Source organism: Mycobacterium genavense ATCC 51234, from assembly GCF_000526915.1.
In the GTDB taxonomy this organism is placed as follows: Bacteria; Actinomycetota; Actinomycetes; order Mycobacteriales; family Mycobacteriaceae; genus Mycobacterium; species Mycobacterium genavense.
Genome location: NZ_JAGZ01000014.1, coordinates 25,658 through 51,941, shown reverse-complemented (window position 1 = coordinate 51,941; position 26,284 = coordinate 25,658). Strand labels below are relative to the sequence as shown.

Annotated in this window: 18 protein-coding genes and 13 pseudogenes; 21 read left to right on the top strand and 10 right to left on the bottom strand. The window is 65.1% G+C overall.

Annotation, left to right across the window (positions count from 1 at the left end; genetic code table 11):
• Positions 1 to 56: 56 nt before the first annotated feature.
• The 3 genes from T428_RS0122215 to T428_RS33335 all read right to left on the bottom strand — a co-directional run bounded on the left by T428_RS0122215 (position 57) and on the right by T428_RS33335 (position 2,922).
• Positions 57 to 854 (bottom strand): hypothetical protein, encoded by a 798-nt coding sequence (locus tag T428_RS0122215; RefSeq protein ID WP_156943033.1) that lies wholly within the window; start codon positions 852 to 854, stop codon positions 57 to 59.
• A gap of 207 nt (positions 855 to 1,061) precedes the next feature.
• A complete protein-coding gene (locus tag T428_RS0122210; protein WP_025738186.1) occupies positions 1,062 to 1,268 on the bottom strand; it encodes a hypothetical protein in 207 nt (68 codons plus the stop codon).
• A gap of 187 nt (positions 1,269 to 1,455) precedes the next feature.
• A complete protein-coding gene (locus tag T428_RS33335) occupies positions 1,456 to 2,922 on the bottom strand; it encodes a DUF5631 domain-containing protein (protein ID WP_025738185.1) in 1,467 nt (488 codons plus the stop codon).
• A gap of 82 nt (positions 2,923 to 3,004) precedes the next feature.
• On the opposite strand from T428_RS33335, the gene T428_RS33330 reads away from it, so the two are divergent.
• Entirely contained in the window at positions 3,005 to 3,148 is a 144-nt protein-coding gene (locus tag T428_RS33330) for a hypothetical protein (RefSeq protein ID WP_169733694.1), read from the top strand.
• A gap of 10 nt (positions 3,149 to 3,158) precedes the next feature.
• On the opposite strand, the gene T428_RS0122195 is transcribed toward T428_RS33330, so the two are convergent.
• The 4 genes and pseudogenes from T428_RS0122195 to T428_RS36240 form a co-directional block, all read right to left on the bottom strand.
• Positions 3,159 to 3,464 carry a DUF2694 family protein gene (locus T428_RS0122195; RefSeq protein WP_025738184.1) on the bottom strand — a complete coding sequence of 102 codons (306 nt, stop codon included), beginning with the start codon at positions 3,462 to 3,464 and terminating at the stop codon, positions 3,159 to 3,161.
• On the bottom strand, positions 3,461 to 3,745 hold the full coding sequence (locus T428_RS30255; protein WP_245605040.1) for an ESX-1 secretion-associated protein: 285 nt from the start codon (positions 3,743 to 3,745) through the stop codon (positions 3,461 to 3,463). The genes T428_RS0122195 and T428_RS30255 overlap by 4 nt, the downstream gene beginning before the upstream one ends.
• Positions 3,738 to 4,661 carry a hypothetical protein gene (locus tag T428_RS30250; protein WP_051465326.1) on the bottom strand — a complete coding sequence of 308 codons (924 nt, stop codon included), beginning with the start codon at positions 4,659 to 4,661 and terminating at the stop codon, positions 3,738 to 3,740. Before T428_RS30250 ends, T428_RS30255 begins: the two co-directional genes overlap by 8 nt.
• Positions 4,661 to 4,741: pseudogene (locus T428_RS36240) on the bottom strand (hypothetical protein); the annotation flags it as partial. The gene T428_RS30250 and the pseudogene T428_RS36240, both read right to left, overlap by 1 nt.
• A gap of 163 nt (positions 4,742 to 4,904) precedes the next feature.
• On the opposite strand from T428_RS36240, the gene T428_RS36235 reads away from it, so the two are divergent.
• Positions 4,905 to 5,078, top strand: a complete 174-nt coding sequence (locus T428_RS36235) for a DUF4226 domain-containing protein (RefSeq protein WP_425412069.1) — start codon at positions 4,905 to 4,907, stop codon at positions 5,076 to 5,078.
• Between the two features lie 235 nt (positions 5,079 to 5,313).
• Here T428_RS36235 and T428_RS30245 read toward each other — a convergent pair.
• From T428_RS30245 to T428_RS0122170, 3 pseudogenes are all read right to left on the bottom strand, one after another.
• Positions 5,314 to 5,665: pseudogene (locus tag T428_RS30245) on the bottom strand (DUF4226 domain-containing protein).
• A gap of 15 nt (positions 5,666 to 5,680) precedes the next feature.
• A pseudogene (locus tag T428_RS30240) lies at positions 5,681 to 6,325 on the bottom strand (C40 family peptidase); the annotation flags it as partial.
• A gap of 178 nt (positions 6,326 to 6,503) precedes the next feature.
• Positions 6,504 to 7,271 (bottom strand): annotated as a pseudogene (locus tag T428_RS0122170) (helix-turn-helix domain-containing protein); the annotation flags it as partial.
• 144 nt (positions 7,272 to 7,415) lie between these two features.
• On the opposite strand from T428_RS0122170, the gene T428_RS0122165 reads away from it, so the two are divergent.
• The 19 genes and pseudogenes from T428_RS0122165 (at position 7,416) to T428_RS0122070 (ending at position 26,265) form a co-directional block, all read left to right on the top strand.
• A complete protein-coding gene (locus tag T428_RS0122165; RefSeq protein ID WP_025738182.1) occupies positions 7,416 to 7,832 on the top strand; it encodes a WhiB family transcriptional regulator in 417 nt (138 codons plus the stop codon).
• Between the two features lie 90 nt (positions 7,833 to 7,922).
• Positions 7,923 to 9,304 (top strand): annotated as a pseudogene (locus tag T428_RS30235) (acyl-CoA dehydrogenase family protein).
• 163 nt (positions 9,305 to 9,467) lie between these two features.
• Positions 9,468 to 10,590 (top strand): annotated as a pseudogene (locus T428_RS30230) (4Fe-4S dicluster domain-containing protein).
• A complete protein-coding gene (locus T428_RS0122150) occupies positions 10,583 to 11,440 on the top strand; it encodes an FAD/NAD(P)-binding protein (protein WP_025738181.1) in 858 nt (285 codons plus the stop codon). Before T428_RS30230 ends, T428_RS0122150 begins: the two are co-directional and overlap by 8 nt.
• The gene (locus T428_RS0122145; RefSeq protein ID WP_025738180.1) at positions 11,441 to 12,199 is read left to right on the top strand and encodes an NADH-quinone oxidoreductase subunit B family protein; all 759 of its coding nucleotides are present in this window, start codon (positions 11,441 to 11,443) and stop codon (positions 12,197 to 12,199) included.
• Positions 12,196 to 13,487 (top strand): annotated as a pseudogene (locus tag T428_RS30225) (Ni/Fe hydrogenase subunit alpha). Before T428_RS0122145 ends, T428_RS30225 begins: the two are co-directional and overlap by 4 nt.
• A complete protein-coding gene (locus tag T428_RS0122135; protein WP_051465325.1) occupies positions 13,445 to 13,978 on the top strand; it encodes a hydrogenase maturation protease in 534 nt (177 codons plus the stop codon). The pseudogene T428_RS30225 and the gene T428_RS0122135 overlap by 43 nt, the downstream one beginning before the upstream one ends.
• Positions 13,979 to 14,126: 148 nt before the next feature.
• Positions 14,127 to 14,582 (top strand): annotated as a pseudogene (locus T428_RS30220) (DUF5709 domain-containing protein).
• Positions 14,583 to 14,669: 87 nt separating this feature from the next.
• Positions 14,670 to 15,896, top strand: a complete 1,227-nt coding sequence (locus T428_RS0122125; protein WP_156943030.1) for an enolase C-terminal domain-like protein — start codon at positions 14,670 to 14,672, stop codon at positions 15,894 to 15,896.
• A gap of 301 nt (positions 15,897 to 16,197) precedes the next feature.
• A pseudogene (locus T428_RS35055) lies at positions 16,198 to 17,172 on the top strand (AMP-binding protein); the annotation flags it as partial.
• 103 nt (positions 17,173 to 17,275) lie between these two features.
• The gene (locus tag T428_RS35050) at positions 17,276 to 17,743 is read left to right on the top strand and encodes an AMP-binding enzyme (RefSeq protein ID WP_025738176.1); all 468 of its coding nucleotides are present in this window, start codon (positions 17,276 to 17,278) and stop codon (positions 17,741 to 17,743) included.
• Between the two features lie 172 nt (positions 17,744 to 17,915).
• A pseudogene (locus T428_RS30210) lies at positions 17,916 to 18,567 on the top strand (1-phosphofructokinase family hexose kinase); the annotation flags it as partial.
• Positions 18,568 to 18,572: 5 nt separating this feature from the next.
• Positions 18,573 to 18,980 (top strand): universal stress protein, encoded by a 408-nt coding sequence (locus T428_RS35045; protein ID WP_245605037.1) that lies wholly within the window; start codon positions 18,573 to 18,575, stop codon positions 18,978 to 18,980.
• A gap of 81 nt (positions 18,981 to 19,061) precedes the next feature.
• Positions 19,062 to 19,718: a hypoxia response regulator transcription factor DosR/DevR gene (gene dosR / locus T428_RS0122095; RefSeq protein ID WP_025738174.1), complete on the top strand. Its 657-nt coding sequence runs from the start codon at positions 19,062 to 19,064 to the stop codon at positions 19,716 to 19,718.
• Between the two features lie 154 nt (positions 19,719 to 19,872).
• Positions 19,873 to 20,007: a hypothetical protein gene (locus T428_RS35565; protein WP_281173989.1), complete on the top strand. Its 135-nt coding sequence runs from the start codon at positions 19,873 to 19,875 to the stop codon at positions 20,005 to 20,007.
• Between the two features lie 211 nt (positions 20,008 to 20,218).
• Positions 20,219 to 22,500 (top strand): annotated as a pseudogene (gene ppsA, locus T428_RS30205) (phosphoenolpyruvate synthase).
• 275 nt (positions 22,501 to 22,775) lie between these two features.
• Positions 22,776 to 23,879, top strand: a pseudogene (locus tag T428_RS30200) (3-oxoacyl-ACP synthase III family protein).
• Positions 23,863 to 24,814 (top strand): annotated as a pseudogene (locus tag T428_RS30195) (3-oxoacyl-ACP synthase). Before T428_RS30200 ends, T428_RS30195 begins: the two co-directional pseudogenes overlap by 17 nt.
• On the top strand, positions 24,802 to 26,265 hold the full coding sequence (locus T428_RS0122070) for a WS/DGAT/MGAT family O-acyltransferase (RefSeq protein WP_025738172.1): 1,464 nt from the start codon (positions 24,802 to 24,804) through the stop codon (positions 26,263 to 26,265). Before T428_RS30195 ends, T428_RS0122070 begins: the two are co-directional and overlap by 13 nt.
• Positions 26,266 to 26,284 lie beyond the last annotated feature (19 nt).

Below are 26,284 nucleotides of genomic sequence, written 5' to 3'. Positions count from 1 at the left end.
ACACTTGCATGGCGCCCATCGCCACGCACGCCGACCGCACACCCCCGCCAGAAAGGCTAAGTGCGCGAAGCGGTTCCGTTCGGTGTTTCAGCGCCGTCGTGACACCCCGGGACGTTGTAGGCCCGCCGCCAGCTCTGCTGGTTCTTGAGCACAGCGGCGAATGCCTGGCCGGAGTCTCTGATCGCCTCTTTGACGGCCTCCTGGTCTTCGGTCGGCTCCGGTAACGCCTTGGGCGCCAACACTTTATCCCACCAAGGCTGCGGTCTAGGTGCCTCGGTTGGACCCAGTCCCATCCATCGGAATACGCGCAGCGATCGCAGTATCTCGGGGATCGATTCCTGCTGAGTGCGCCGCCACGTCCAGGTCCGGCGGCAGGTGCCCAACGCGTCGCGCAGCAGGATTGCGAAGAATGCAACGACCCCGAAGGCGCCCACGGCGATCGCGCAGAATTTGACGGTGGCCGCGGCGGCGGCCGCGGTGCGCCAACCGCTTCCGCTGGTCAACATGATTGAGACGAGTCGGCATTCGATCAGGTTTGCCGCCACCGCGATCAGGGCGGCAGCACCGATGGAGTCGGCCGGTTGGCCGCCGAGTTTGGAGCCCGCGCGAGCGCGGTAGAACAGCGCGCAACCAGCCAACACCGTGCCATAGGCGGCGATCCACCAGAGGTTGCACTGCAGCGCCGTCGGAAAAGCCGACCTGACGTCGCCAATGGCGGATCCGAGGTCCCCGAACGTGTAGTGCGTCCACTTCGGTCTGAAGGCGCCCCGCACCTCGACCGCGCCGATCACCACACCCGTGGCGATCAATCCGAGCGCGATGACTACCGCTCGTGCCAACAGGAGTCTGTACATGGTCGCCTCCACGCTCGACGTTGAGTTTGGCTAACGCGGCTTTTGGAGAGCCGAGTAATTGTGCGGAGCGCCGGCGACGCGGTGTGCGGTTACCTGAGTCTTCGCAATGGCGCTCGTAATCCCAGCGCTCCAGCCATGCGGACAGGTGGTGGATCGCGATGCTGACCACGATCAGCACCGCGCCTTCTGCGACCATCAGTAGTTCGTTCACAGTCGGTCCATCTCGCGAGCCGTCGCCGCATTCTCGAAGTAGCTCAACCGTCGTGGCGGGTAGTGCCGGCGCGGCTGACGCTGTGCGCGCTGCACCAGCCGTTGCCGCAGCGCGGACGACCAGCGATGCGGGGCGGAACCGGGCGCCGGCGCTGAAAGGGCCGTGACCGTCGCGAACTTCACCTGGCTTTCGGTGATGAGCACGGGCTGTGAAGGCGCCGACGGTATCACGATGTAGCACCGCTGCTTTCGGGATGACTGGCATTTCGATCACCTGAGTTAGGTTTGCGTCCGGTGGTTCCGGCCGTCGATCAAAATCTAGGAAGTCATCGGTATCGAGCGCATGCGTAGTGCACTACCTGTTCTTTCGCGAGGAGCGCTTGCGCTGCCGTCAGGTCTCGGCGTTCCACCGGCTGGCCGGCGGTTCGGCCAGTTTCTGGAACCACGTCAGGTGATAGTTCGCCGACGTCGTATCGCCGGCGACACTGCTGTCGGTGGCCGCCAGCAACAGGCAGTTGAGCAGCAAGGCGGGCGCGACATCCGGGTATTGGCTCAGCAGCTGATAGCGGGCGGTGTCGAGATGCACGCGCAGCAGGTCGGCCTCCTCTTGCACGACGCCGGTTCCTGCGGTGGCGGCTTTGGACAGGGTGTGCACCAGGCGCGGAAGACCGTCCCGCCAGTGCGTGACCCGGCCCAGCTCCCATCCGAAATCCTCGACCGCGGGCAGCTCGCGGGGCTGCACCGACGATTCCGTTGCCGCGAAATCCGTCGCCCTGCCTACTCGGTCGCCTGGGGTGTACGTCGCGGTGCGAGCCGCCTCGCCGAGCAGTGCGACGGCTTTGCCGGTCCGACGTCCGGGCGGCAACAAGCGCACGCCCGCCGGCAGCGTGATCCCCGGCGGAATCCAGCCGTGGGCAAGGTCGGTGACCAGCAACGTGGTGCCGTCCGCGAGGTCGCCGACCGCCCAGTTCAGTCCGGGTTCTTGGCGGACCACGATCGCCAACAGCCGCTGCAGTCGTTCGGATTCGGATTCCGCACTCACCGGGGCCGGCGAGGCTTCCACGACGACTTCGGGCTCGGGCTCTGGACCGCTATCCTCCGACGGGACCGGCATCGTCAACTGTACGGTCTCGGCGTCGGCGTCGACCGGGATTTCCGGGAATTCTCGCTGCCCCGAAATCGCGGCGTCCTCGGACGGTGCGCGATGCCGGCCCCCGGAGGCTTCGCGTTCTTCCTCGTCCTCGGCGGAAACCTCGGCCAGCGCGGCAGCGGGAACCGCGCGATCGGCTGCCGTGACAGCCGGCATGACCTGCGTTTGATCGAGCGGCCGAGCGCCGGCGTCGGGCTGTGCCGCCGGGACCGCCGAGATGACCTGGGTCTCGTCGATCGTCGGCGCGACATCGGCTTCCGCCGCCCGGACCGCGGGAATGATTTGCGTCTTTTCCAGGTCGGCCGTGCTGAACCGTCGCGCTACCTGCGCGGTTTGGCGTCGCGCACGCGCTTGCGCCTTCATCATCTCCAGCTGGCGAATCGTCGATTCGACTCGCCGCACGGTGCGGGCCCGGGCTTCGTCGATGACGCGGGCTTCCGCCGCGCGCCGGCCCACATCGGTGAGTCCCGCGCGCTTGACCATGCCCAACTGCTTGTTGGCACTACCGGCGATTCGCTGCAGGTCTTTCTCGAGATACTCTGCGAGCGTGGCGGTTTCGTCTGTCACCGTCGACAATTCGGCAGGCCAAACCCCACCGATCACCCACGGGGTGCAATCGACAGGAGAGCTGAAGGCCGGCATCGACAATGATTCCCGGGTAGCTCTCCGGAGGCGCTGGCGCGCCGTCATTCGACCGAAGATCGCCACCGCGTCAGACTACCGACATATTCCGCACGCTCTTTACCGATGGTGAATTGTGCGGGGCCGAGGGCGTCGGTAGCGTAAAGCCATGGTTGATTCTGCGCTGCAGCAGCAACTCGACGAGATGCGCACCCTGCTCCGCCGCGCACGAGAGTTGTTCGGCGCCAACCCCATCGAGCCACCGGCCGATATTGCGCCGGATCCCGACGCCGCCAAAACCTGGCTGATCTAGCCGCGGTCGGCTAATCCGCGCGACGGCGCAATTTGTGCGCCAGTAGTTTCTCGATCGCCGCGTTGAGGTCGTCGTGGGTCGGAACCTCCGCCGACGGGGTGTGTCCGGCCGCCGCGATCTCCTGGCGAACTTCCAGCAATGCTTTGAGCCACGACACATCGGCGGTCAACAGGATGCCCTGAGCCAGCGTCGCGGCGTCGGTATCCATCGCCTCTTCGCTCAGCGCGACGCTGTGCATGTACCCGCCGCGGCACGAGCGGACCAGGATGTGCCCACTCGGGTGAACGGTGTCGAACGCGGGATTGGCGTCGGTCATCGACCGCCGTCGACAATGCGGCCGAGTTCGCCGGCCGCTTCTTGTTCGTGTTGATCCCATGCCCTGGCGGACACGGTCAGGTTGTGCGCCATGTCGGCGTGGTCGTCGCCCTGCTGCTCGTAGCACCGGCGCCTGAGTTCGAGCAGTTCGCGTCCGGCGTCGCGTAGCTCACCGAAGATGGGCCCCAAGGAGTCCAGGCTTTCCTGGATGGCGGCGTGCGACGACGGGACGGTGCGCAGGTAGTCGGAGGTCTCTTGGTGGTGCGCGGCCGCTTCACGCAGTTACGCGGGCTCCACATGGATTCGTTTTGCCATCCGTTTTTTCCTGTTCCTGCGCCGCCGGGCGGCCCGGCGAGTTCACTATTGTCCAGTGCTCGGCGTGGCCGCCGGCCGGGTCGGGGTCGGTGCCTCGGTCGTGGCCGGCGCGGTCGCGGTCGTCGCGACCGGCGGATGCTCCCAGCCTAGAAAGCTCGGCCCGCTCACGGTGGCGATGTGCTGAATCTGGCCATCCAGAAGTGCCTTGGTGTGGCCGAGGGCCAGCGCATGGCGATCGGTGAAGATGCCGATATCTCCGGGCGCCAACCTGCAGCGGATCGATCGGGCTGGCGACCGCGGTTCCCGGTGCGGGAATGGTGATGCCCTGCTGCCGGAAAGCATCCGGGATCGACGCGCCCCCAACCGCGGCCTCGATCGCGGCCGCCAGTTGCGGGCTGGCCGCCGTGACCGTTTCACCGTCGGGCAGGGTCACCGTCGTCGGGCCCGCCGGCGGCGCGTCGGCCGCTGCCACGCCGGCATCCTCTTCCTGTTGGTGTTCGTCGCGGTCGTCGGGCTCGGGGTCGGCCGGGTCCGCTTCGAGGCCGTCGTCGTCGAGTGCCGGATCGGCGTCGCCGCCCTCTCGTCGCTCGGGAATCGCCAGGCCGCCCGGCGTACCCCAACCGCCCATCGAACCCGGCGCGGGTGCCGAACTCATGCCGAAGTTGGGGATTCCCGGCAGCGCCGACGGCGGCGCGGGCGCCGGCGCGCTCTCGGCCGGACCTGGATCCCCGGCCAGCAGGCCAGGGTCCTCGGCCAGCAGCGAATCCAGCAGCGGATCGGCCGCGGGATCCAGCGCGGGCGTGGCAACCGCCGCCGGCCGGGTCTCGGCGGCGACACCCGGCGGGCTATTCGAGGCGTCGTACAACGATGTCCACGCGGCCATCAGCGCTGACTTCGACGTATCGTCCAGGTGGCGGTCATGACCACCGTGCGGATGTCCCTGAGCTTGCCGATCAGGAACCGCTGGAAGTCGCGGGCCCCCGCCGGGGTGTTTAAGTCCGATCGAGTTTGCCAAGATCCGCCAACAACATCCGGACCTGTTCAACCCCGGCACGGCACCGCTGGGCCCGCCCCGCGGCGTTCCGAAGGCGCCGCGGCCGAGGCCATAGCGGGTGCGGAAGCGGCTTTGGCACACCAGAATTCGGCGAGCTCTCAGCTGGATCTGCAGGTCATTTCGGCGATCATGAACGCGCACCTCAAGACCGTCGAGGGCGCGGATGCGCTGAGTGCCTTGCAGCGCGAAATCGAGGCCGCCGTGCAAGAATCGTCTCGAGCTGTGCTGCCCGTGTCGTCGGGGTGACCACGGCGGCAAGCTCGGCCGGCGTGAGCCCCGCCTGCCATGCGTTCGGATCGCCGGTGCGGTCGCGCACGACTTCGACCGTGGCCAGGAGCTCGTCATAGGTCGACATCGGCTAGCCCAACGACGCTGCGCCCCAACGCGGGCGGTGTCGCGACCCCTCCATGCCGGGTGACAGTACTGAGGCCGGCAGCTGCCGACAATTCACCGCGCCACGGCTGTGGATAATATCCGCTCGCTAACCGTAGGCTGCCCGCAAGCCTTCCAGCACAGCCCTTTTCGCGCGGTCAAGGTCGCGCGCGTCCGCGACCACCGCCGCAATCTCCCGCTGCTTGGCCACCAGGAACTTCTGGAACTCCCGGGGCGCCCATCGGCGTGTCGACGGCCAGGCCACGATGCCGCGGAACGGCGCGCTCGATTTCGTCGGCGACGGTATCCAGACGCCTGATGCTCTCCCGCGTCGCGGTATGCGCACTGGCAAGCACATTCATCAGCGCACGGTCTGCCTCGGCGACCGAGTCGTGCTTGGTCGCCATCACCGATTGCCGCGCGCGAATGGCGGCTAGCGAAGGGCCGGTCTGTTCCGACATAGGTTCAACCCAATCTCATAGCGGCCGCCGGATCGCGACGTAGCTGCCCAGCCGGCTGATCCGCACCGAGGCGCCCGAATACGGCGCTTCGACGACGAGGTTGTTGCCGATCGCCATCTGCACGTGTCCGGTGTGCGGGAAGACGAGATCGCCGGGCCTGACCTACGACCGGGGCACCGGGATGCCGTCGTTGATCTGCCGATACGTGGTGCGGTTCAAATGAATCCCGGCCTGCGCGTAAGTCCACTGGACCAAGCCGGAGCAGTCGAACTTGTCGGGGCCGGTCGCGCCCCACACGTAGGGGCGGCCCAGCCGGGACAACGCGGCGCGCACCGCAATACCGGCACGACCGCTCGGCGACGGCGGTCGCCGTCCACGGTGGTGCAGCATGCGGTAGCGCAGTGCGCGCAGTGCCGCCGAATGCCGTCGGGCCCGCACCCGGGCGGCCAACACGTGTGCGCGCTGCGCGCGAAGCCTCGCGGCGCGGCGACGCATGGCCTCGCGCTGGGCCATCGGCGTGAGCGGGGTTATGGCGGCGTCGGCGCGGGCGTCGTCCAGGACGTGCTTGGTCAGCTCACGGGCTTCGGCCCGATCACGGTGAGCGCCGGCGATAACGGCTGCCACCGCGGCGGCGGTGCGCACCGCCGAAAGCAATGCTTGCTGCTTGCGGCTCACCCTGGCCCAATAATTACCTTGGCCCACAATGCTATTCACCGCAAATGTGGGCCGGGCGGGCTGAGGTGGCCGCAGCGGCGGCTGATAGGTGGTACCGGCGAAGAGTTGGTGTGCGCGGCTCAACGGCCCGATGTCGCTTTCGGTCATTCGTCCCCTCGACGCTGCCCTCGTCTGTGCCGTCTGGTCCGGTCGGCGCCATGGTTTCGGCGAACGCGCGAACGCGGGGCAGCACCCCGGCCGGGATCACCCCGCGGTTGCGGATGTCCCACACCTCGTCGGCGCTCACCCCGAGCAGCGCCGCGATGATCGCGTCCGGTAACGCCGACCGCGCGCAGGCCCGGTCGAACCGCGCGCTCAAACTGGTCGGCATCCGCTCCCGCAGCGCGCTGCGGGTGTCCTCCAGGGCTCGCAGATGCTCCATGAGCCGCTCGGTCGAGTCCGCGCCCGCGTTCACGGCCACCCGCCATGAGATGGCGGCGAGCATCTCGGCCTTCACGCACTGCGCGATCACAGACAGAATATACGTCTCATATTCGTTTGATGTCGTCACCGGCAGTCGCTCGATCACGGATTTGAGCGCGTCGAGCTGGGCTTCGGCATATCCTTCCAGCACATCGGTGTCGCTGTGCCGGTCGACGACCACCGCCCCGGCCCGTGGCGGGGACATCGCTTCCGGGGGCTGCGCGGCGATCAACCGGGCCAGCTCGGCGTCCGGATCGGCGGCCACCAACAGCCGCGAATAGGTGCCGGGCGGCAGGCCCAAGCCATTCTCAACCTTTTGAACAGTGCTTTTGTGGGCCTTGCGGGCGCCGCGCTCCAGGTAGCTCAATCCCATGATGCTGACCCCGGTGGCCGCTGCCAGGTCCGCTAGGGACCAGTCCCGCGACTCGCGCACTGCACGGATGGCCGCACCTGCCGATTCACGGCTCACCCGCTGGTTCCGGCCATAGGCCGGATATTACACAGCAGCACCGCTATCGCTATGCATATATGTTTTCGTCACGTTTCGCTTGCGGACGAGCGGTGCTTGTGTATACGCGTTCGTCTACGTTTCGATCCAGGCGAGGAGACTGACATGGGCCACCCCTGCGCAACCGACCCGGAACTGTGGTTCGGCTACCCCGATGACGACGGCGGTGACGGCGCGGCCAAGGCCCGTGCCTACGAGCGGTCGGCCACCGCGGCGCGGATCCAATGCCTGCGCCGCTGCCCGCTGGCACAGCAGCGCCGCTGCGCTCAATACGCCATCGCACATCGCGAGGAGTACGGCGTCTGGGCGGGGGTGAAGCTTCCCGGGGGCCAGTACCGCAAGCGCGACCAGCTCGCCCGGGCCCACGACATCCTGCGGCGCATCGCCGCCGGCGAGATCAACTCCCGACAGCTACCCGAGAACGCGGCGTTGCTGGCCCGCAGCGAGCACGAGGCCATCCCGACGTCGGCCGTGATGCTGCATCTTCCGATGGCACAGCTGGGTCCGCGTACCGCCGCCTGATCGGTGCGCCGCGCCGTGTGAATGTTTGTTCACCCAGTCGACGGGGTAGTCGACCGCGACGGAACACAAGACCGTCGAAGAGTTGCATCCATGACGTTCGACCTGACACCGACGGCAGCGCAGCACGATCTTGCCCGGCGCGCGCACGACTTCTCGGAGTCCGTGATCCGTCCGGTCGCGCTCGACTACGACCAACGCCAGGAGTTTCCCTGGCCGGTGCTCGAGGAGGCCGCACAACAAGGCTTCTACAGTCCGTTGTTCTACCGCGACCTGATCGGCGATCCCACCGGCCCGTCGCTGCCGATGTTCATGGAGGAGCTGTTCTGGGGCTGCGCCGGAATCGGTTTGGCCATCGTAATGCCGGCGCTGGCGCTGTCGGCCATCGGTCAGGCCGCATCGCCCGAGCAGATGTTGCAGTGGGCGCCCGAATGTTTCGGCGCGCCAGGCGATCTCAAACTCGCAGCGTTGGCGATCCCCGAACCCGAGGGCGGCAGCGACGTACGCAATCTGCGTACCCGGGCGCGACGCGACGGCGACGACTGGATCATCGACGGCCACAAGATGTGGATCGGCAACGGCGGCATCGCCAACGTGCACGTGGTGAACGCCATGGTCGACGAGGAGCTGGGCCACCGCGGCCAGGCGCTGTTCGTGGTGCCCGGCGGCACCCCCGGACTGGAACTGGTGCGCAAGCTGGACAAACTGGGCTGCCGCGCATCGCACACCGCCGAGCTGCGGTTCAACGGCGTACGGGTTCCGGGCGCCAATTTGCTTGGGGGAGAAGATAAGCTCGAGCACAAACTCGCCAAGGCGCGCGAACTTGTCGCCGGCGGACAACACTCCGGCTCGGCGACGCTGGGCACCTTCGAACAGACCTACCCGATGGTCGCCGCCCAGGCGATCGGTATCGCGCGGCCGCGCTGGAGTACGCGACAGCATATGCCACGGAACGCGAAGCGTTCGGCGGTCCGATCATCGACAACCAGGGCATCGCGTTTCCGCTGGCCGACCTGGCCACCCAGATCGACGCCGCCCGGCTGTTGACCTGGCGGGCCTCCTGGATGGCCGCCAACGAAGTCCCGTTCGAGCGGGGCGAAGGCTCGATGGCCAAGCTCGCCGCCAGCGAGGTCGCCGTCAAGGCCACCGAACGCGCGATCCAGACCATGGGCGGCTGGGGCTACATCACCGATCATCCCGTCGAGAAGTGATATCGAGATGCCAAGTTCTACACCATCTTTGAGGGCACCAGCGAGATCCAGCGGATGGTCATCTCGAATGCGCTGGGCGCCGCGGTGGGCACCCCGCCGCTGCACGTCGTACTCGAGCCGTTCGGCGGGCCGTTGAACCGCATCTTCGGCCGGGGCACCCCACTGCGGTCCCGCGCCGCCGACGCCGCCCTGTCGGCCAAGGATCAAATCCCGGAACCGATCATGCGGGTGGCCATGCGAATGCTGCGGCCGCCGGGCAGGTAGGCCCGTGGCCGCCGATGCGGTCGCCATATCACGCCCGCAAGGAAGCGGTCGGCATCTACCTTCCCCGTAGACCCGCGATGTGACAGGGTCGTAGGACCTCTGGCAGCAGCTACGTGCCTAATGCCCCTATGCGGGCGCACACGAATCGGCGGATGATGTGGCGATGACCGGATACGGGGAAGATTCCGGCGTCGCGTGGTTGGCCGCCGCCGGGCTGCACCGGCTAGTCGAGGTGCTGATCGAGCGGGGTTATCGCGTGATCGGTCCGACGTTGCGGGACACCGCGATTGTCCTCGCTGAACTCGAGTCGGCCGCCGATCTACCACGCGGCTGGGGTGTCGACGTGAATCCGGGTCATTACCGGGTGCGCCGCCGCGGCGACGGGGCGGCATTCGGGCACTCTGCCGGGCCACAGTCCTGGAAACAGTTCCTTCATCCGCCACGGCAGCGAGTGTGGGCAGGTACACGGGATGGGCCAAGCGACGATCAATCCGAAGAGGAGGCCCCGCAGTATGCCTTCCTCGGCGTGCGGGGGTGCGACCTCGCCGCGATCGCCACCCTGGCCGGGTGCTGGGCGGTTCCGAGTACCCCGACACCTCTTTTGTCACGCGGCGGCGGCAGGCCTTCATAGTCGCGGTGAACTGCACCGAACCGGGCGGGCTGTGCTTCTGCACATCGATGGGCACCGGCCCTGCCGTCGGACCGGGTTACGACCTAGCCCTCACCGAGCGGCTCGACGGTGACACCGCGTCATACCTTGTCGATATCGGTAGCCAGGAGGGTGCCGACGTGCTCGCGGCGGTGCCCCACCGGGTCGCCGATGACGAGGAAATCCGTTACGCGCGGGCCGATGTCGAGGCAGCGGCCGGTCGAATGGGCCGCCGGATGCCGGACGCGGACCTTCGGAACCTGCTGACCGAGTCACGCGAGTCGCCGCAGTGGGATGAGGTGGCCAGTCGCTGGTTGACGTGCGGCAACTGCACGATGGTGTGCCCGACCTGCTCATGTACCAGCACCGAAGACGTCAGCGACCTTACCGGTGAGCACACCGAGTGCTGGCAGCAGTGGGCATCGTATTCGAGGTCGATTTCACCTTCATCCACGGCGGGGGCAGCGTCCGCCAATCCGGCGCGTCGCGCTACCGGCATTGGTTGACCCACAAGCTCGGCACCTGGCATGACCAGTTCGGCATGTCCGGCTGCGTGGGCTGTGGCCGATGCATCGCCTGGTGCCCGACTGGCATCGACATCACCGCAGAGATGAACAAGATGGCCGGCAATGACTGACAGCGCGATCAGCCCTGCTGCACCGGCGTCCGCAATGGCGCCCGTTCCGTATCGAGTGCGCAGTCGCGTGGTGGAAAGCCCTGACTCGGCCACGCTGACTCTGATGCCGCTCGACAAAGCCCTGCGGACCCCGCAACCGGGGGAATTCATGATGCTCTACGCGTTCGGGGTGGGCGAAGTAGCGATCTCGATCAGCGGGTACCCCACCGTCACCGACGGCTCGATCACTCACACAGTGCGCGCGGTCGGCGCGGTCAGCCGGGCCCTGCACGATGCCCAGCCGGGCACCGTCGTGGGGGTACGAGGTCCGTTCGGCACCACCTGGGGTCTTGCCGAAGCCGCCGGTCGGGATTTGGTCATGGTCGCCGGCGGGGTGGGGTTGTGCCCGTTGCGCCCAGCGGTGCTGGGCGCGCTGGCGAAGCGCTCGTGCTACGGCAAGGTGACGCTCATCGTAGGCGCCCGTTCACGGGCCTATTTCGTCTTCGCCGCCCAGCTCGAAAAGTGGGCCGACGAACCGCAGATCGAATTACACCTGATCGTCGACTCCCCCACACCTGGCTGGAACGGCGAGGTCGGTTTGGTCACCGCGCCGCTGAGCCGACTGGACTTGAATGCCGACCGCACCACGGCATTCCTCTGCGGGCCGGAGCCGATGCTGCGCTTCGGTGCCGAAGCACTAGCGGCGAAAGGCGGTGCCGCCCAAAATATTCGCGTTTCACTGGAACGCAACATGCAATGCGGAATCGGTTGGTGCGGACACTGTCAGCTGGGGCCGCTGCTGCTGTGCCGCGACGGGCCGGTGGTCGGCTACGACGTAGCGGGACCGCTGCTGCGGGTGAAGGAGCTTTAGATGAGCCGACCCACTCTGGCCGTGTGGAAGTTCGCCTCCTGCGATGGCTGCCAGCTGACCCTGCTGGGCTGCGAGGATGAGTTGCTCACCCTTGCCGAGCAAGTGGAGATCGCCAACTTCGCCGAAGCTTTCAGCGCGGCGGTTGGCGGCCCTTACGACGTGTCGCTGGTCGAGGGCTCGATCACCACCCGACATGATGAGCAACGCATCCGCGAAATCCGGGATCAATCCACGTTGCTGGTCACGATCGGCGCGTGCGCGACCGCCGGGGGAGTGCAGACATTGCGCAACTTCGCCGACATCGCCGAGTTCACCTCCGTTGTGTACGCCAAACCGGAATATGTCGACACGCTGGCAACCTCTACCCCGGCGTCGGCACACGTCAAGGTGGATTACCAGCTGCCCGGCTGCCCCATCGACCGCTGCCAGTTGCTCGATACGCTCGCGGCGTTGCTGATCGGACGCAAACCGCGGCTGCCGGCCAAGACGGTGTGCACCGAATGCAAACTCCGCGGCGCGACGTGTGTGGTTGTCGCCGAAGGGATTCCGTGCCTTGGTCCGGTCACCCACGCCGGTTGCGGGGCACTGTGTCCGAGGCATCACCGCGGATGCTATGGCTGTTTCGACCCGTCTGCGGTGCCCCAGACCGCGACGTTGCTCCCACTGTTACGCCGCGATGGGATGTCCGATGGCGATGTCGATCGGGTCTTCTCGACTTTCAACGTCGCCAGTTTCACCGCCGAACGGAGCAAGCAGTGACTTCGTCGGCACGCACACTAAGCGTTGGCACCTTAGCGCGGGTGGACGGCGAAGGCGCGCTGCACATCACGCTCAAGGACGGCGCGCTTGAAAGTGTCCAACTCAACATCTACGAGCCGCCCCGATTTTTCGAAGCATTCCTGCGTGGACGGGGTTACACCGAGGCGCCCGACCTTACCGCGCGAGTCTGCGGAATCTGCCCGGTCGCCTATCAAGTCAGCGCCTGCAACGCGATGGAGGACGCGTGCGGCGTGCGGCTGGATGAGGATCTCGTCATGCTGCAGCGGTTGTTGTACTGCGGCGAATGGATCAACAGCCACACCCTGCACATGTACTTATTGCACGCGCCTGATTTCCTGGGCTATCCCGACATCGTCGGCATGGCCCGCGAACATGCCGCAGCGGTCGAGCGAGGACTGGCGCTGAAGAAGACCGGCAACCAGTTGATCGAGTTCGTCGGTGGACGCGCGATACACCCCGTCAATGTACGCCTGGGCGGGTTCTATTCCTTGCCAACACGATTGGAATTCAAGCCGATCGCCGAACAGTTACGTCGGGCGCTGGACCATGCCCTGGCGACCGTCGAGTGGGTATCCGGGTTCGAGTTCCCCGATTTCGAACTCGAGCACGAGTTCTTGGCCCTCACCGCACCCGGACGTTACCCGATCGAGAACGGCGCCATCGCGCGCAGTGCCGGTTCCTCGTTCCCCGTTGCGGATTTCACCTCCCACATCGCCGAATCGCAGGTGCCGCACTCCACCGCACTGCACACGTCACTCGATGGCGGTCGCCACTTGACCAGGCCACTGGCGCGGTATTCGCTGAACTCGTCGGCGCTGTCGCCAATCGCCGCCCAGGCCGCTGCGAACGGAGGGTTGTCCTCTGAGTGCCGAAACCCCTTCCGCAGCATCATTGTCTGTGCTGTCGAGGTGGTCTACGCGATCGAAGAGGCGTTGCGGATCATCGCCGACTACCAGCGGCCGTCGCACCCGTTCGTCGACGTTCCCGCCCGTGCCGGCGTTGGACATGGCGTCAGCGAAGCGCCCTCGGCCTGCTATATCACCGATACCGGATCGACGAGGACGGACTGGTTGCAGCGGCGACGATCATACCGCCCACGTCTCAGAACCAAGCGGCCATCGAAACCGATTTGGCCCGTGTAATTTCCGATCATCTCGCTCTCGATGATGCCGCGCTGACCACCTTGTGCGAGCAGCTCATTCGCAGCTACGACCCGTGCATCTCATGCTCGACGCATTTCTTGACGGTCACGGTGCAGGGGCGGTGACGGATAAGATAGTTGTCGTTGGTCTGGGCAACAGCTACCGCAACGACGACGGTGTCGGTGTTGCAGCCGCGGCGGCGCTAGACGACCTCGCCTTGCCCCGCGTTCGCGTGGTGACTGGTGTCGTGGAGCCAATGAGCCTGCTTGAGGCATGGTCGGGTGCCAGGCTGGCGGTGGTGATCGATGCCACGAAGGTGATTCCCTCCAGCCCGGGCCGCATTCGTCGCTGCGCCTTGAGTGACGTGGTTACCGCATCGCACGGGTTGAGTTCGCACAGCGTCGATATCGGCCGCACTCACGGGCTGGGTCGGGCGCTTGGCAGAGTACCCGACGAGCTTGTGGTGTTCACCATCGAAGTCGCCGCCACCGGTCATGGCGTCGGCTTGAGCCCACCCGTCGCACGTGCCGTGCCGCAAGTCGTCGGCATGGCGGTGGACGAGATCAACCGCCGCCAGGGTCCACCGCGGCGATCGGGGCGCCCAGCATCGCGGTAACCCATCGGGGATCGCCTTTCAGCGCGGGGACCAACGCCGCGCACCGAGGTGCCTTTGGGCCCTTGCGTATCGAGCGCCGATTGGGGACACGTTGACGGCGAGATGCCCAGAGTTGCCACCGGTTCGCGGTGAAAGGAGTTGCTGAGTCATGAGCGTTCGGAATTTCGGCACGGGACCGGCCGCGGGCGAGTACAGCGTGGAGGACGACAACCAGCTTCAGCCAGAGGACACCCTCATCGACCGCGGCGTCGACGACATGCTCGACGAGGGCTACTCGCCGCCCGAGCAACCCTACGGACCCGGAGCCTTCGGGCCGCGGGAAACCATCGCACAGCGTCTAGCTGAGGAAGACCAAGGCCCCGTGTCGCGACTAGATAACGTGCTCGACGCAGCTGAACAGTGGCGGTCCGACGAAGCCGAGCGTGACATCGAGTTCCCGCCGCGGCGCGAGGCTGGGCGGGTCCGAGCGGGGCGACTTGTCGCACCGGACAGGGGATTTGGCGAAGACACGGGGGCTTAACTGGTAGCCGAGGACACCGGTATCAGCGGGGGCGCAGCATCTGCCGAAGAAGCCGCTGTTCACATCATCGCCAACGGAGACTAATTCTGCTCGCGCCGTTCGGGCATCTTTTTCGAGGGCACCGGACGACGAACTTTCGGCCCCACCGCGCGTTTGCGGTGACGATGATCGTTGGGGAGCAAGGGTTTTGACGACGAAGGGACTGGGATGAAGATTACCAGCATCGAGGTTGTTCCGTTCGAGGTACCGGCGCCGCGGATTTTCTTTGGCGCGCCTCTGGTCGATCACAAGATCGTCCAGACGGTCACCCGAATCGGTACCGATGAGGAGGTCGAGGGCTATTACTTCGGCGGTCACTTCCACGGCGATCAAGACGGTCTCCTGCCCGGCGACCGCGCCCTTATCGCCGAGTTCCTCGGCCCGATCCTTGCCGGAAACGATCCGTTCGACCGCGAAAGGATTTGGCAACAGCCGTGGGCGGCTACGCTGCCCGAAAACGTCTGCAGCGTAATCGATCTCGCATTATGGGATCTCGCCGGCCGGGCGTTGAAACTACCGGTGCACAAGCTGCTTGGTGCTGCCCGCGAGAGGGTCGAGGCGTACGCAAGTAGCTTCAACAACCTCGGCACGCCAGACGACTACGCCGTCCATGCCGTGGCCTGTCAGCGTGCGGGCTACTGCGCGTACAAGATCCATCCCTACTTCGCCTGGGATCCCGTGACGCGCCAGCCGACGCTGCCGAAGCCCGCGACCGTCGACGCGGATCTCGAGGTCTGTCGAGCCGTCCGCAACGCGGTCGGCGACGACATGGTCTTGATGTTCGACCCGTGGGGTGCCTACAACTACGCCGAGGCCCTGCGCGTCGGACGCGAGCTCGAACGGCTTGGCTTCTATTGGTACGAGCATCCCATGAGCGAATACCAGACCGAGTCGTATGTGGGCCTTGCAGCCGAACTCGATATCCCGATCTGCTCACCCGAAATCGCCGAGGGCAGCATCTACACACGTGCGAACTGGATCGCCCGACATGCGTCGGACATCAACAGGATCGAAGTGCTGCGCGGCGGCATCACCGGCGCCATGAAGATGGCAGCCACATGCGAGGCATTTGGGCTGCGCTGCGAGCTGCACATGAGCGGTTTCGGGAACCTCCAGGTTCTCGGCGCAACGAGTGAGGACGTGTGTGAGTACTACGAACGCGGTCTCGTCGGTCCTGGCGTTGACTACGACGCACCACCGCCGTACCTGAGGGCAGCGTGCGACCCGCTCGATGCTGATGGATACGTCACCATCCCTTCAGCACCCGGCCTGGGCTACACGATTCAGTGGGACTACATCGAAGACCACCGGCTGCCCGAGACCGCTGTCGAAGCCGTCGCACCACTGCATTCACGCTAAAACTAAACTGAGCAAACGAATTCGACAGACACGTCCACCCAGGTGCTGCGCCAGTGACCGCCTCCTGCAGCGTGGTGACCAAAGACCTTTGGCGACGGTGGCATTGCGCCCTTATGAAGGGTTGGGCGCTGGCGGAGCATCGACATGTCAACATCACCGGCGACAGGCGATCAGGGCGGAAAGAAGAGTGCAGACGATGGTGGCGAAAATGGTCAGACGCCTCGGATTGTAAGCCTGGTCGCTTCTGCTGTTTTCGCGGTCCGGGGGGTAGCGGTTGGTTTCGGCCGGTCGGCTACTCGCGGTGCTGCGCGCGCTCGACCGCTACGGCCTATTAGGGGCGGCGACGGTGATCACTGCCGCTCGAGACCGCAATGGGTTGGTACTGATCGACGAGCGTGGCGCGCTTAGTTTCGGCGATCTGGACAACCGGACCAACGCGTTGGCTAACGAGTGGCACCGGCGCGGGCTTGGTCCGGGTGCCAATGTGGCCATTTTGGTCGGAAATCATCGGGGCTTCCTGGAAGCTGTCTACGCTGCCGGCAAGTGCGGCGCCGGTGTGGTCCTGCTCAACACCGGCTTTGGCAGCGTGCAACTCGCCGACATGATGACCCGCGAAAGCGTCGACCTCCTGGTCTATGACGAGGAGTACGGTGCCGCCGCCCAAGACGTTCACCCGAGGTTGGGTCGGATTCGGGCGTGGACCCAAACTGCCGCGCTCGACACCCTCGATGCTTTGATAGCGCGCGGCGATACCAGCCCGCCGCCCAAATCCGGTGGTCGGCCCAAGATCGTCATTTTGACCAGCGGGACCACTGGAGTCCCGAAGGGCGCGGTGCGCTCGGAGCCTAACTCGCTGATACCAGTCGGCAGCCTGCTCGGCAAGGTGCCGTTTCGCGGCCGAGAAGTCACCGAATGCTGTGTGCCGCTGTTCCACTCGCTGGGTTTCAGTCACGCGATGATAGCGATGGTGCTGGGCTCGACGCTGGTGCTACGCCGCGAGTTCGATCCCCAGCGGACCCTGGCCAGCGTGGCCGCACATCGGGCCGTGATCGTCGTGCCGATCATGCTGCGGCGCATGCTCGAACTGGGTTCTCAAGCCTTCGCCGAGCACGATTTGTCGGCATTGCGCATCGTGTTCGTCGGCGGATCCCAGCTTGGGGCCGCGCTGGCCACCCGCGCGATCGAGGCGCTGGGGCCCGTGGTCTACAACATGTACGGGTCAACCGGGGTCGCCTACGCCACCATCGCCACGCCCGCCGATCTGGACGCCGCGCCCGGGTGCGTCGGGGGAGTCGTGCGCGGATCGGTCGTCAAGGTTTTCACCGCCGACCGACACGAGGCTTCCCCCGGGGACGGTCGGGCGGATCTTCGTCGGCAATGTGCTGGCCTTCGAGGGATACACCGGCGGTGGCACGAAGGAGTCGATCCAGGGCCTGATGTCCACCGGCGACGTCGGTCATTTCGATCGGGCCGGCAGGCTGTTCATCGACGGCCACGACGACGAGATGATCGTCTCCGGCGGAGAGAATGTGTACCCGGGGGAGGTCGAAGAGGCACTCGCCCATCATCCCGACATCCTCGACGTCGCGGTCGTCGGCATAACCGACGAGGAGTTCGGGCAGCGCCTGCGCAGTTACATCGTGGTTCGACCTGGCGCATCACTGACCGAGCGCGATGTCAAAGACTACGTGCGAAATCGTTTGGCGCGCTTCAAGGTTCCTCGTGATGTGCTGTTTGTCGATGCGCTGCCCCGCAACGCGGGCGGGAAGGTGCTCAAACGGTTGCTGAGTAACCAATCAATCGAAGACGAGGCCGGCGTGTGGCATGTCCCGGGTGCAGCGCGCTGATCAGCGGCCCCGCCGACCTGGGTCGCCCCGGCCGCAGCCGGATAGCAAGCCGCCGGTGCGAGTGCTGACGAACGGCCTATAAGGCCGGGACTTCAGTCCCTTCCGGCGATTCTGACTACTTGATCGGATAAACATCGCGAGTATGACCAACCGCGAGCGGAATCAACGAATGATGGTGCAACCAGCCGAGACGACGGCAAGCCGGGCGCAAATCGCCACGTTGACCATGAACCCGGCACTGGACATAACGACAAGCGTTGACACGGTGCGACCGACCGATAAATTGCGCTGCGGTACAACGCGTTACGATCCGGGCGGCGGGGGCATAAACGTGGCCCGGGTTGCGCACGTGCTCGGCGGATCGGTTTCGGCCGTGTTCCCTGCCGGCGGACCGACCGGTGACCTCGTTATGTCGCTGCTGGGCGATTCGGCAGTGCCATATCGGCCAGTCGCGATCGCCGGGGCGACACGTGAGAGCTTCACCGTCAACGAGAACAGCAGCGGCCAGCAGTATCGCTTCGTTCTTCCCGGGCCACGGCTGACGTTCGCGGAGCAAGCACAATGCCTGGACCAACTTCGGATAGCGGCCGAGTCAGCCGAATTCGTGGTGGTCAGCGGTAGCCTGCCGCCGGGTGTACCTCCTTACTACTACCAGCGTGTTGCCGAGATGTGCCGGCAGCTGGATGCCCGCCTTATTCTGGACACCTCTGGTGGCGGCTTGCAGCACATCATCCTCCGGGGTGTATCTGCTTAAAGCCAGCGTCCGGGAACTGCGGGAATGCGTCGGGCTCCCGCTGACTACCGAGGCGGAGCAGTTCGCCGCCTGCCGGTGCATCGGATCGTCGTCGACGTCGACAGGTCTCCCGACGACGATGTGCTTTTGGGCGTCGCAATGGAAGAAGCCCGGCTGCGAAACGCCAGCGTCGAGGCGGTCGTCTGTCGGCGCACGGGGTCGGACGATACGGCGGTTGCCGGCGAAGGGGATCGCCGGGCTCTCGCCGACCTCGATGGCAGGCTGGCTCGTTGGAGACATAGCTATCCGGACCTTGAGGTGGAGTCGGTGGGAATCCACGGCACCTTCATGGAGTATCTGACCTACAACTGTAAAACGGTGCAGCTGGTGATTGTCGGCGCTTGCAACCGCGAGCATCTCGAGGAACTCATCGGACCGGTCGGCGGCGCCGTGTTGCAGGACGCCGACTGCTCGCTGCTCATCGTGAATCGGCAACATTTGTGAAATCGGCGGCTATGACAATGTGGAATATTGGGTTCAGCGTTCCACGATTCTTGCCTCGACGGCCAGCAGGAAGGACTCGCAATGGTTACGGTTTTCTTGGTCGACGACCATGAAGTCGTTCGTCGTGGCCTCGCCGATCTGCTCGCAGCCGATCCCGACCTCGAAGTCGTCGGCGATGCGGGCTCGGTGTCCGAAGCAATGGTGAGAATACCCGCGGCGAAGCCCGACGTCGCCGTTCTCGACGTGCGCCTTCCCGATGGCAACGGCATCGAATTGTGTCGCGACCTACTATCCGAACTCCCGGAACTGCGGTGTCTGATGTTGACGTCGTTTACCTCCGATGAAGCGATGCTCGAGGCGATACTGGCCGGCGCCAGCGGCTACGTCGTGAAAGACATTCGGGGCATGGAGCTGGCCCAGGCGATCAAGGATGTGGGCGCCGGCAAATCGCTGCTGGACAACCGGGCCGCCGCGGCACTGATGACGAAACTTTGCGGCGCCGCCGAGCACCATGATCCGCTGTCTGGATTGACCGAGCGAGAGCGAACCCTGCTGGGGCTCCTCAGCGAAGGATTGACCAATAGACAGATCGCCGCGCGGATGTTTCTTGCCGAGAAGACGGTGAAGAACTACGTTTCGCGGTTGCTGGCCAAACTCGGCATGGAAAGGCGCACCCAAGCAGCGGTGTTCGCCTCGAAGTTGGACCAACTGTCTGCACCGCCGAGCACGGATATGTAACCAACGGCACAGAACACCCGCCGTCCACAAGGACGCGGCGCTCAGACCCGGACTGTCGACCGGCTTGGGCTTCTTCTAACCCGTCGGCGTGACACGTGCCGTCGGCATCAGTGGCCGGCGACGGGTGCGACTCGGCCGGACGGCCGGTTGCAGGATGCACAAGCAACTCGACGAGTTGTCGGCGGCGCGCGATCAAGCGGAACAGCCGTTGCAGGTGGTTGTCGAGATCGGTTCGGATCTCGATCTTGACGCACCCTACGCACGGTCGTCCTTGCCGCAAGGAAATTGATTGCTGCCGGGCCATTAGGGACTAAAGCCTCATGATCGAACACTGCTCGGCCAATAGAGTTTTCGATGACTGAAGGAGAATTGAAGTGACCACAGCGGGTACGCGAAATCCGCGCCGGCAGCTCCTGTCTGGTGCCGCGCTATCTATGCGCGGGGCCTGCCAATTGGCGCTCGATCCTGATGGATAAGGAATTGATATGTCAACGACAGCCATGATCAAAACCTATGTTTCGGACATTGCGTCTTTGCGCCTTTCCGATGCCGAGGAGGCCGGTGGCAAAGGCGCAAACATGGGTGAGCTGGTCGCCGCCGGACTTCCGGTGCCGGCGGGCTTCGTTTTGATGCGCAGCGCTTATCTGGCCTCTATGCAGGGAGGTGGAGTCGCGCTGGAACTGGCTGCGCTTCACCGCCAGGCAATGACGGAGGTCGACAACACCGCTCGGCTGTCTGAACTCTGCCAACGCATGCGCAACTTGGTGACCAAGGCCGGTGTGAGTGCGGACGTTCGCGACCAGCTACTCGCCTCATACCGCTCCCTCGGATCGAATTGCGTTGTGGCTGTGCGCTCTTCGGCAACAGGCGAAGATGGCCGTGATGCTTCATTCGCCAGGATGAATCAAACCGTGACGAACGTGACCGGCGAGGACGCGCTCGTCGATGCCGTCAAGACATGCTGGGCTTCGCTTTTTACCCCCCGAGTCATCACTTACCGGGCCAGTCGGGGATTCGCGGCCGATCCCGCGATGGCCGTCGTCGTCCAGGAGATGATCGCCTCCGAGCAATCCGGAGTCGCATTCACCACTGATCCCAGCACGGGGGAGCGGGATCGTGTCGTCATCGAAGCCGCTCTTGGTCTAGGCGAGGTTGTGGTCTCCGGAAAGGTTCAGCCCGACACCTACGTCGTCGACAAGAACACGTTAGAAGTGCTGGATGCCAAGGTCGGCTACCAGGCATTCAAGGTTGAGCGCGGGTCCGACGGCCACGATGTCGTGGTGGAATTGGCGCCGGCGCAAGCCCAGGCGCGTGCCCTTGATGACATGTCGTTGCGGCGCATCGCCGAACTGGCGATCGCCGTTGAAGCACATCACGGGTGCCCGCAGACGTTGAATGGGCGATCGCCTCCGGCGAGACCTGGTTGGTGCAGGCCAGACCCATCACGACGTTGGCCACCAACACTTCTGATGATTCTGAGCGGACCGGTGTCCTGGTTCGCGGGCTGCCCGCTGCCCCGGGCACGGCGTCCGGACGGGTGCGAGTGCTACATAGTCCGGAAGAGGGAAAGCGGTTGCTCGACAACGAGATTCTGGTCGCTCCGATGACCAATCCCGATTGGTTGCCCGTGATCCGCCGGGCGGCGGCGCTGGTGACCGAGACCGGGGGTATGACGCGCCACGCGGCGATCGTGGCACGCGAGCTCAGAGTTCCGTGCGTAGTGGGAGCTCGCGATGCGACAAGAGCTCTGCACGACGGCCAAACGGTAACCGTTGACGGGGCCCGCGGCAGCGTCAGCGCCGGAAGCCTGAATTCAGGGTTGCAGGTCGCGACCGTCGAGGCGCCCGCGGCTACGACAAGTAGTGGTGAAACAACCGGCACCAAGATTTATGTGAACCTGGCCATGCCTGATGCAGCCGAAGCGGTCGCTGCGCAAGACGTCGACGGGGTGGGTTTGTTACGTGCCGAGTTCATGCTGACCCAGGCGCTTTCAGGTAGGCACCCCCACGACCTTGTCGCACGCGGCGAGCAGGACGAGCTGGTCAACGCCATGGCGACGTCCCTCGATCGCATCGCCTCGGCTTTCGGAATTCGTCCGGTCATCTACCGTGCCACCGACTTTCGTAGTAACGAGTTCCGCGGCCTACGCGGTGGTGCAGCCTACGAGCCGAACGAGCACAATCCCATGATCGGGTACCGCGGGTGCTACCGCTACATCAAAGAACCGCAGCTGTTCCGTCTGGAGCTCCAGGCGCTGGCCCGGGTGCGCGAGCAGAATCCCAACGTGCACTTGATGATTCCGTTCGTACGTACCCGATGGGAACTGGAGGCTTGTCTCTCTCTTGTAGACGCGAGTCCGCTGGGTTCTCAGCGCGGACTGCATCGCTGGGTGATGGCCGAGGTGCCGTCGGTGACGTACTGGCTTCCCGAGTACATCGGATTGGGGGTCGACGGAGTGTCTATCGGCAGCAACGACCTTACGCAATTGGTCCTCGGAGTCGACCGCGATTCTGATATCTGCGCCGAGCTGTTCGACGAATCCGACGGGGCTGTGCTTGATGCGATCGGCCGCATCGTGGCGATCGCGCGCAAGCACGGCATCGCCTCCTCCCTGTGTGGCCAGGCTCCGTCGACCAACCCGACATTCGCCGAGCACCTGGTCCGCATGGGGATCACCTCCGTATCGGTCAACCCGGACGCGGTCTCGGCTACCCGGCGGGCGGTTGCCGCCGCCGAACGTCGGTTGCTGCTGGAGGCAGCGCGCGCCGAGCACATAACGTAACCGTCGTCAGTTCGTCGGTGTTACCCGCCGGCTGGCGCGTTCGTACCCAACTCTGGTTTGACGTGTGGAGTCGAATGCTCCGGGTGTTTGAGGACTAACGGCTCTGTCCACCGACGATGCAAGATCCTTAATGTTTTCTGAGACTGCGAGATTCGCAGACTCGGTTCGGTGGTTGAGATGACAGTGACGTCGCCTGGTACCCAGGTTGGGGGTTGTCGAGGACGACGCGGCTGTGGACCGATCCCTACGGCGTGTCCCGAAGGGAAGTCGCCCTGATGGCCCCGCACTGGCTGGTCATGGAGACAGCCGCACAGGGGTCCGCCGCCCCGTTCGTCGCCCGTCTGGCAGGCGCCGGCCGGCATCTGCCTGAAACGCATCTGACGACAGACGAATTGATGGCAACGACGCGCCACCGCACTCATATCGATCTGCAACGACTGACCGGAATCCGCGAGCGCCGGGTCTCGGTGGGGCCGAGGATTCCTACACTCTTGCCGTCGCAGCGGCGCTGAACTGTCTGGCCACCACGCAACAGGACCCGGGCGCGCTCGACGTGGTCATCAGCTGCAGCATCACGAAATTGCGTGGTGGCCTGACGCAATGGCTGGAGCCGTCGATGAGTAGCGTCATTGCCCACGGGATCGGGGCTTCACGCGCGATGACCTTCGATGTATCGAATGCGTGCGCCGGAATGCTCACCGGGGTAACGATTTTGAACAATTAGATCCGCCAGGGCATTGTCGAGCGCGGACTAGTTGTCAGCGGTGAGTACATATCCCAGCTGAGCCACAACGCGGCGCGCCACATCCGCAACATCATGAGCAAAGAACTCGCCTGCCTGACGCTCGGGGATGCCGGTGCGGCCCTGCTGTTCGAGCGGGCTCCCGCGGGCTCTGCGGGTATCACCCTGGCCGGGTTCACCACGGTGGCCGACTACAGCCGACTCTGCTTGGCGTATCCGCGGGGCCACGACCCCGGTGCGCGGATGTTCACGAATTTCCGGGGCCATCCAGCGGGCCGCAATCGCCGACACCCCGTTGTTGCTGCGTGAAGTTCTTGAGGCCGTGGGGATTTCGATTCACGACATCGACCATGTGATCACACACCAGACCTCGGCTCGCGCCATCCGCAAGGGAATGGCCCGGATGTCGGTGTCGTTTGGTGACCGCCCCAAGCACGACGCGGTGATCACCGTCGACCGCTACGGGAACACGGCATCGACCACCCATACGGTGGCCCTCGTCGAGGAACTCGAAGCCGGTCGCATCGAGCCTGGGGAACGGGTCGCGCTGCTCGCGTTGGCTTCGGGACTAGAGATCGGCGTAGTGCTGCTGACGGTGGATGAGGAATTGGTGGGCCGCTATGGGCACGGTCATTGACCGCATCGAAATCGCGCACCCGCGGTGGCGTTACCGGCACAGCGCGCTGCATCTGGCCGTCAGCGCCGCAAAGGACTGTCTGCGAGGGGCCGGATGCCATCCCAACGAATTAGATCTTGTCGTGAACGCTGGGGATCTACCGTGACCGCAACCTAGGGGAGCCTGCACTGGCCGCACTGATTCAGGACGACATCGAGGCCAACTCCGAGGATCCGCACCCCGGCGCCCACGGCACGTTCTACTTCGACATATCCAACGGTGCTTGCGGAGTGCTCACGGCGCTACAGATTGTGGACGGATTCTTGCGGACGCACATCATTCACCGTGCGCTTGTCGTTACCAGCGATGCGGATCCGGGCCGCGGCATGAGCGAGGGGTTTCCGTTCTCGGCTACCGGGGCGGCGTTGCTGTGCCGGTGGACCGACGACGATTATGGCCTCGATCACGTGCATTGGGTGAATGCCGACGGTACGACGCACGGTGTCGAGACATTCTCTGCGACAGTGGGATTCGCTGATGCGCGCAATGTCCTCAGATTCACTCAATCAGGCACGATGGATGAGGAGTACGCCGAGGTCGCAGCAGAGGCAGTGCAGGGATGTCTGGATGCGCAATCCGTGCGGCTTTCCGAAATCGCTGCGATTATCGCCGCGCCTGCTCGGCAGGCGTACCGCAGCGCCCTAAGCAGCCGGCTTGGGGTGCCGGCCGACCAGATCACCATCGCTGACGATCAGCGCATGCATACCGCGGCGCTGGCAGCCGGATTCGAGCGGCAGGCCGAACGGCTCCGGGACGCCGCCCAGCTGCTGTTCGTCGTCGCCGGTTCGGGCGTCACCGCCGGCGCCGCTGTGTACCGCCCGCCGCCACCGGCCGCGAGAATGCGTGGCCCTCGAGAGAACGCGCGACAAAGAATGGTGGCGAAATGGAACAATTGACACCGCTGGATGCTGGGTTCCTGGAGGTCGAGGACTCGGATCCGCATGTGAGCCTGGCGGTGGGCGCTGTGTCGATCATCGAGGGCCCGGCTCCGACTTACCACAAGTTCGTTGAGGTGATCGCCGAACGGGTGTCAAGTATCCCGCGCTGCCGGCAGGTACTGCGGACTCATCCACTCGACCTGCGTCCACCCCATTGGGTGGACGACCCCCACTTCGATATCTCGCGTCACCTGCACCGCCTGGCGCTGCCTGACCCTGGCGGCGATACCGAATTGTTCGAGATGATCGCGACATTGATGGAGCGTCGGCTGGACCGCGAGCGTCCGCTGTGGGACTGCTGCTTCATCGAGGGGCTGGCCGACAACCGGTGGGCTGTACTGACCAAGATTCACCACTGCATCGCCGATGGCATCGCGACGACACAGGTGTTGGCGAAGTTCAGTGACAACGGCGCGGACACTTCGGACTGGGCCCCGCGTGTCGGCAAGAAGCCGCACTCGAATGCGTTGGGGCTGGCAAAGATAGGTCTGAACCCGCTGCGCTGGGTCGGCGGGATTGGGCAAGGTGTGCTCGCCGCCGAGCATCTAGCTGTGGGCGCGACTGAATTGGCGGCCGATCTGCTGAGTCGGCCCACCGAGTCTTCACTGAATGGACCGGTCACGACGAGGCGTCGCTATAGCGCAGCCCGGGTTCGGTTGGCTGACATGCGAGAGGTATCTCGAGCGTTCGACGTAACGCTGAACGACGTGGCGCTCGCGGCGATCACCGACGGTTATCGCAGGGTCTTGCTCGGCCGCGGTGAACAGCCCGGCCGCAACTCGCTCCGCACGCTTGTTCCCGTTTCGGTCCGAACGGCCGAACATTTCAACGCGACTGACAACCAAGTGTCGGCGATGTTGCCGCTGCTGCCCGTCGATAAGACCGACTCGGTGCGGCAGCTGTTGCTGGTGCACAAGCGACTGAACCGAGCCAAGGCGAGTGGTCAAAGCGAAGGTGGCGCCGCGATGGTCTCGGCGCTCAAAAGCATCCCGTTTTCATTCTCGACGTGGACGCTTCGCGTGCTGATGCGGTTGCAGCAACGAGCTGTTGTTGCGTTGGCGACCAACTTTCCCGGTCCACGAAGGTGGCTGCGGCTGATGGGCCGTCCGGTCCTGGAAGTCTGGCCGATCCCGCCGATCGCCCTTCGATTGCGCACTGGCATCGCGATGATCAGTTATGCCGACAGCTTCGTATTCGGCATTACGGCCGACTACGACACCGCGCCCGACATCGACGCGCTCGTCACGGGGATCGAGACTGGGATTGCGCAGCTGGTTGCTGCCAGCCGCGCGTCTGGGGATACGCGCGGACGCAAGCCGCGCCGGCCGAAAAAGTCGGATGGCGGGCAGCCTTCGAAGCCATCCCGCACCGACGCCCGCCGACCACCGGGCGCCCGAACGACGGCGTAGGACCCGTGGGCCCTGGCTC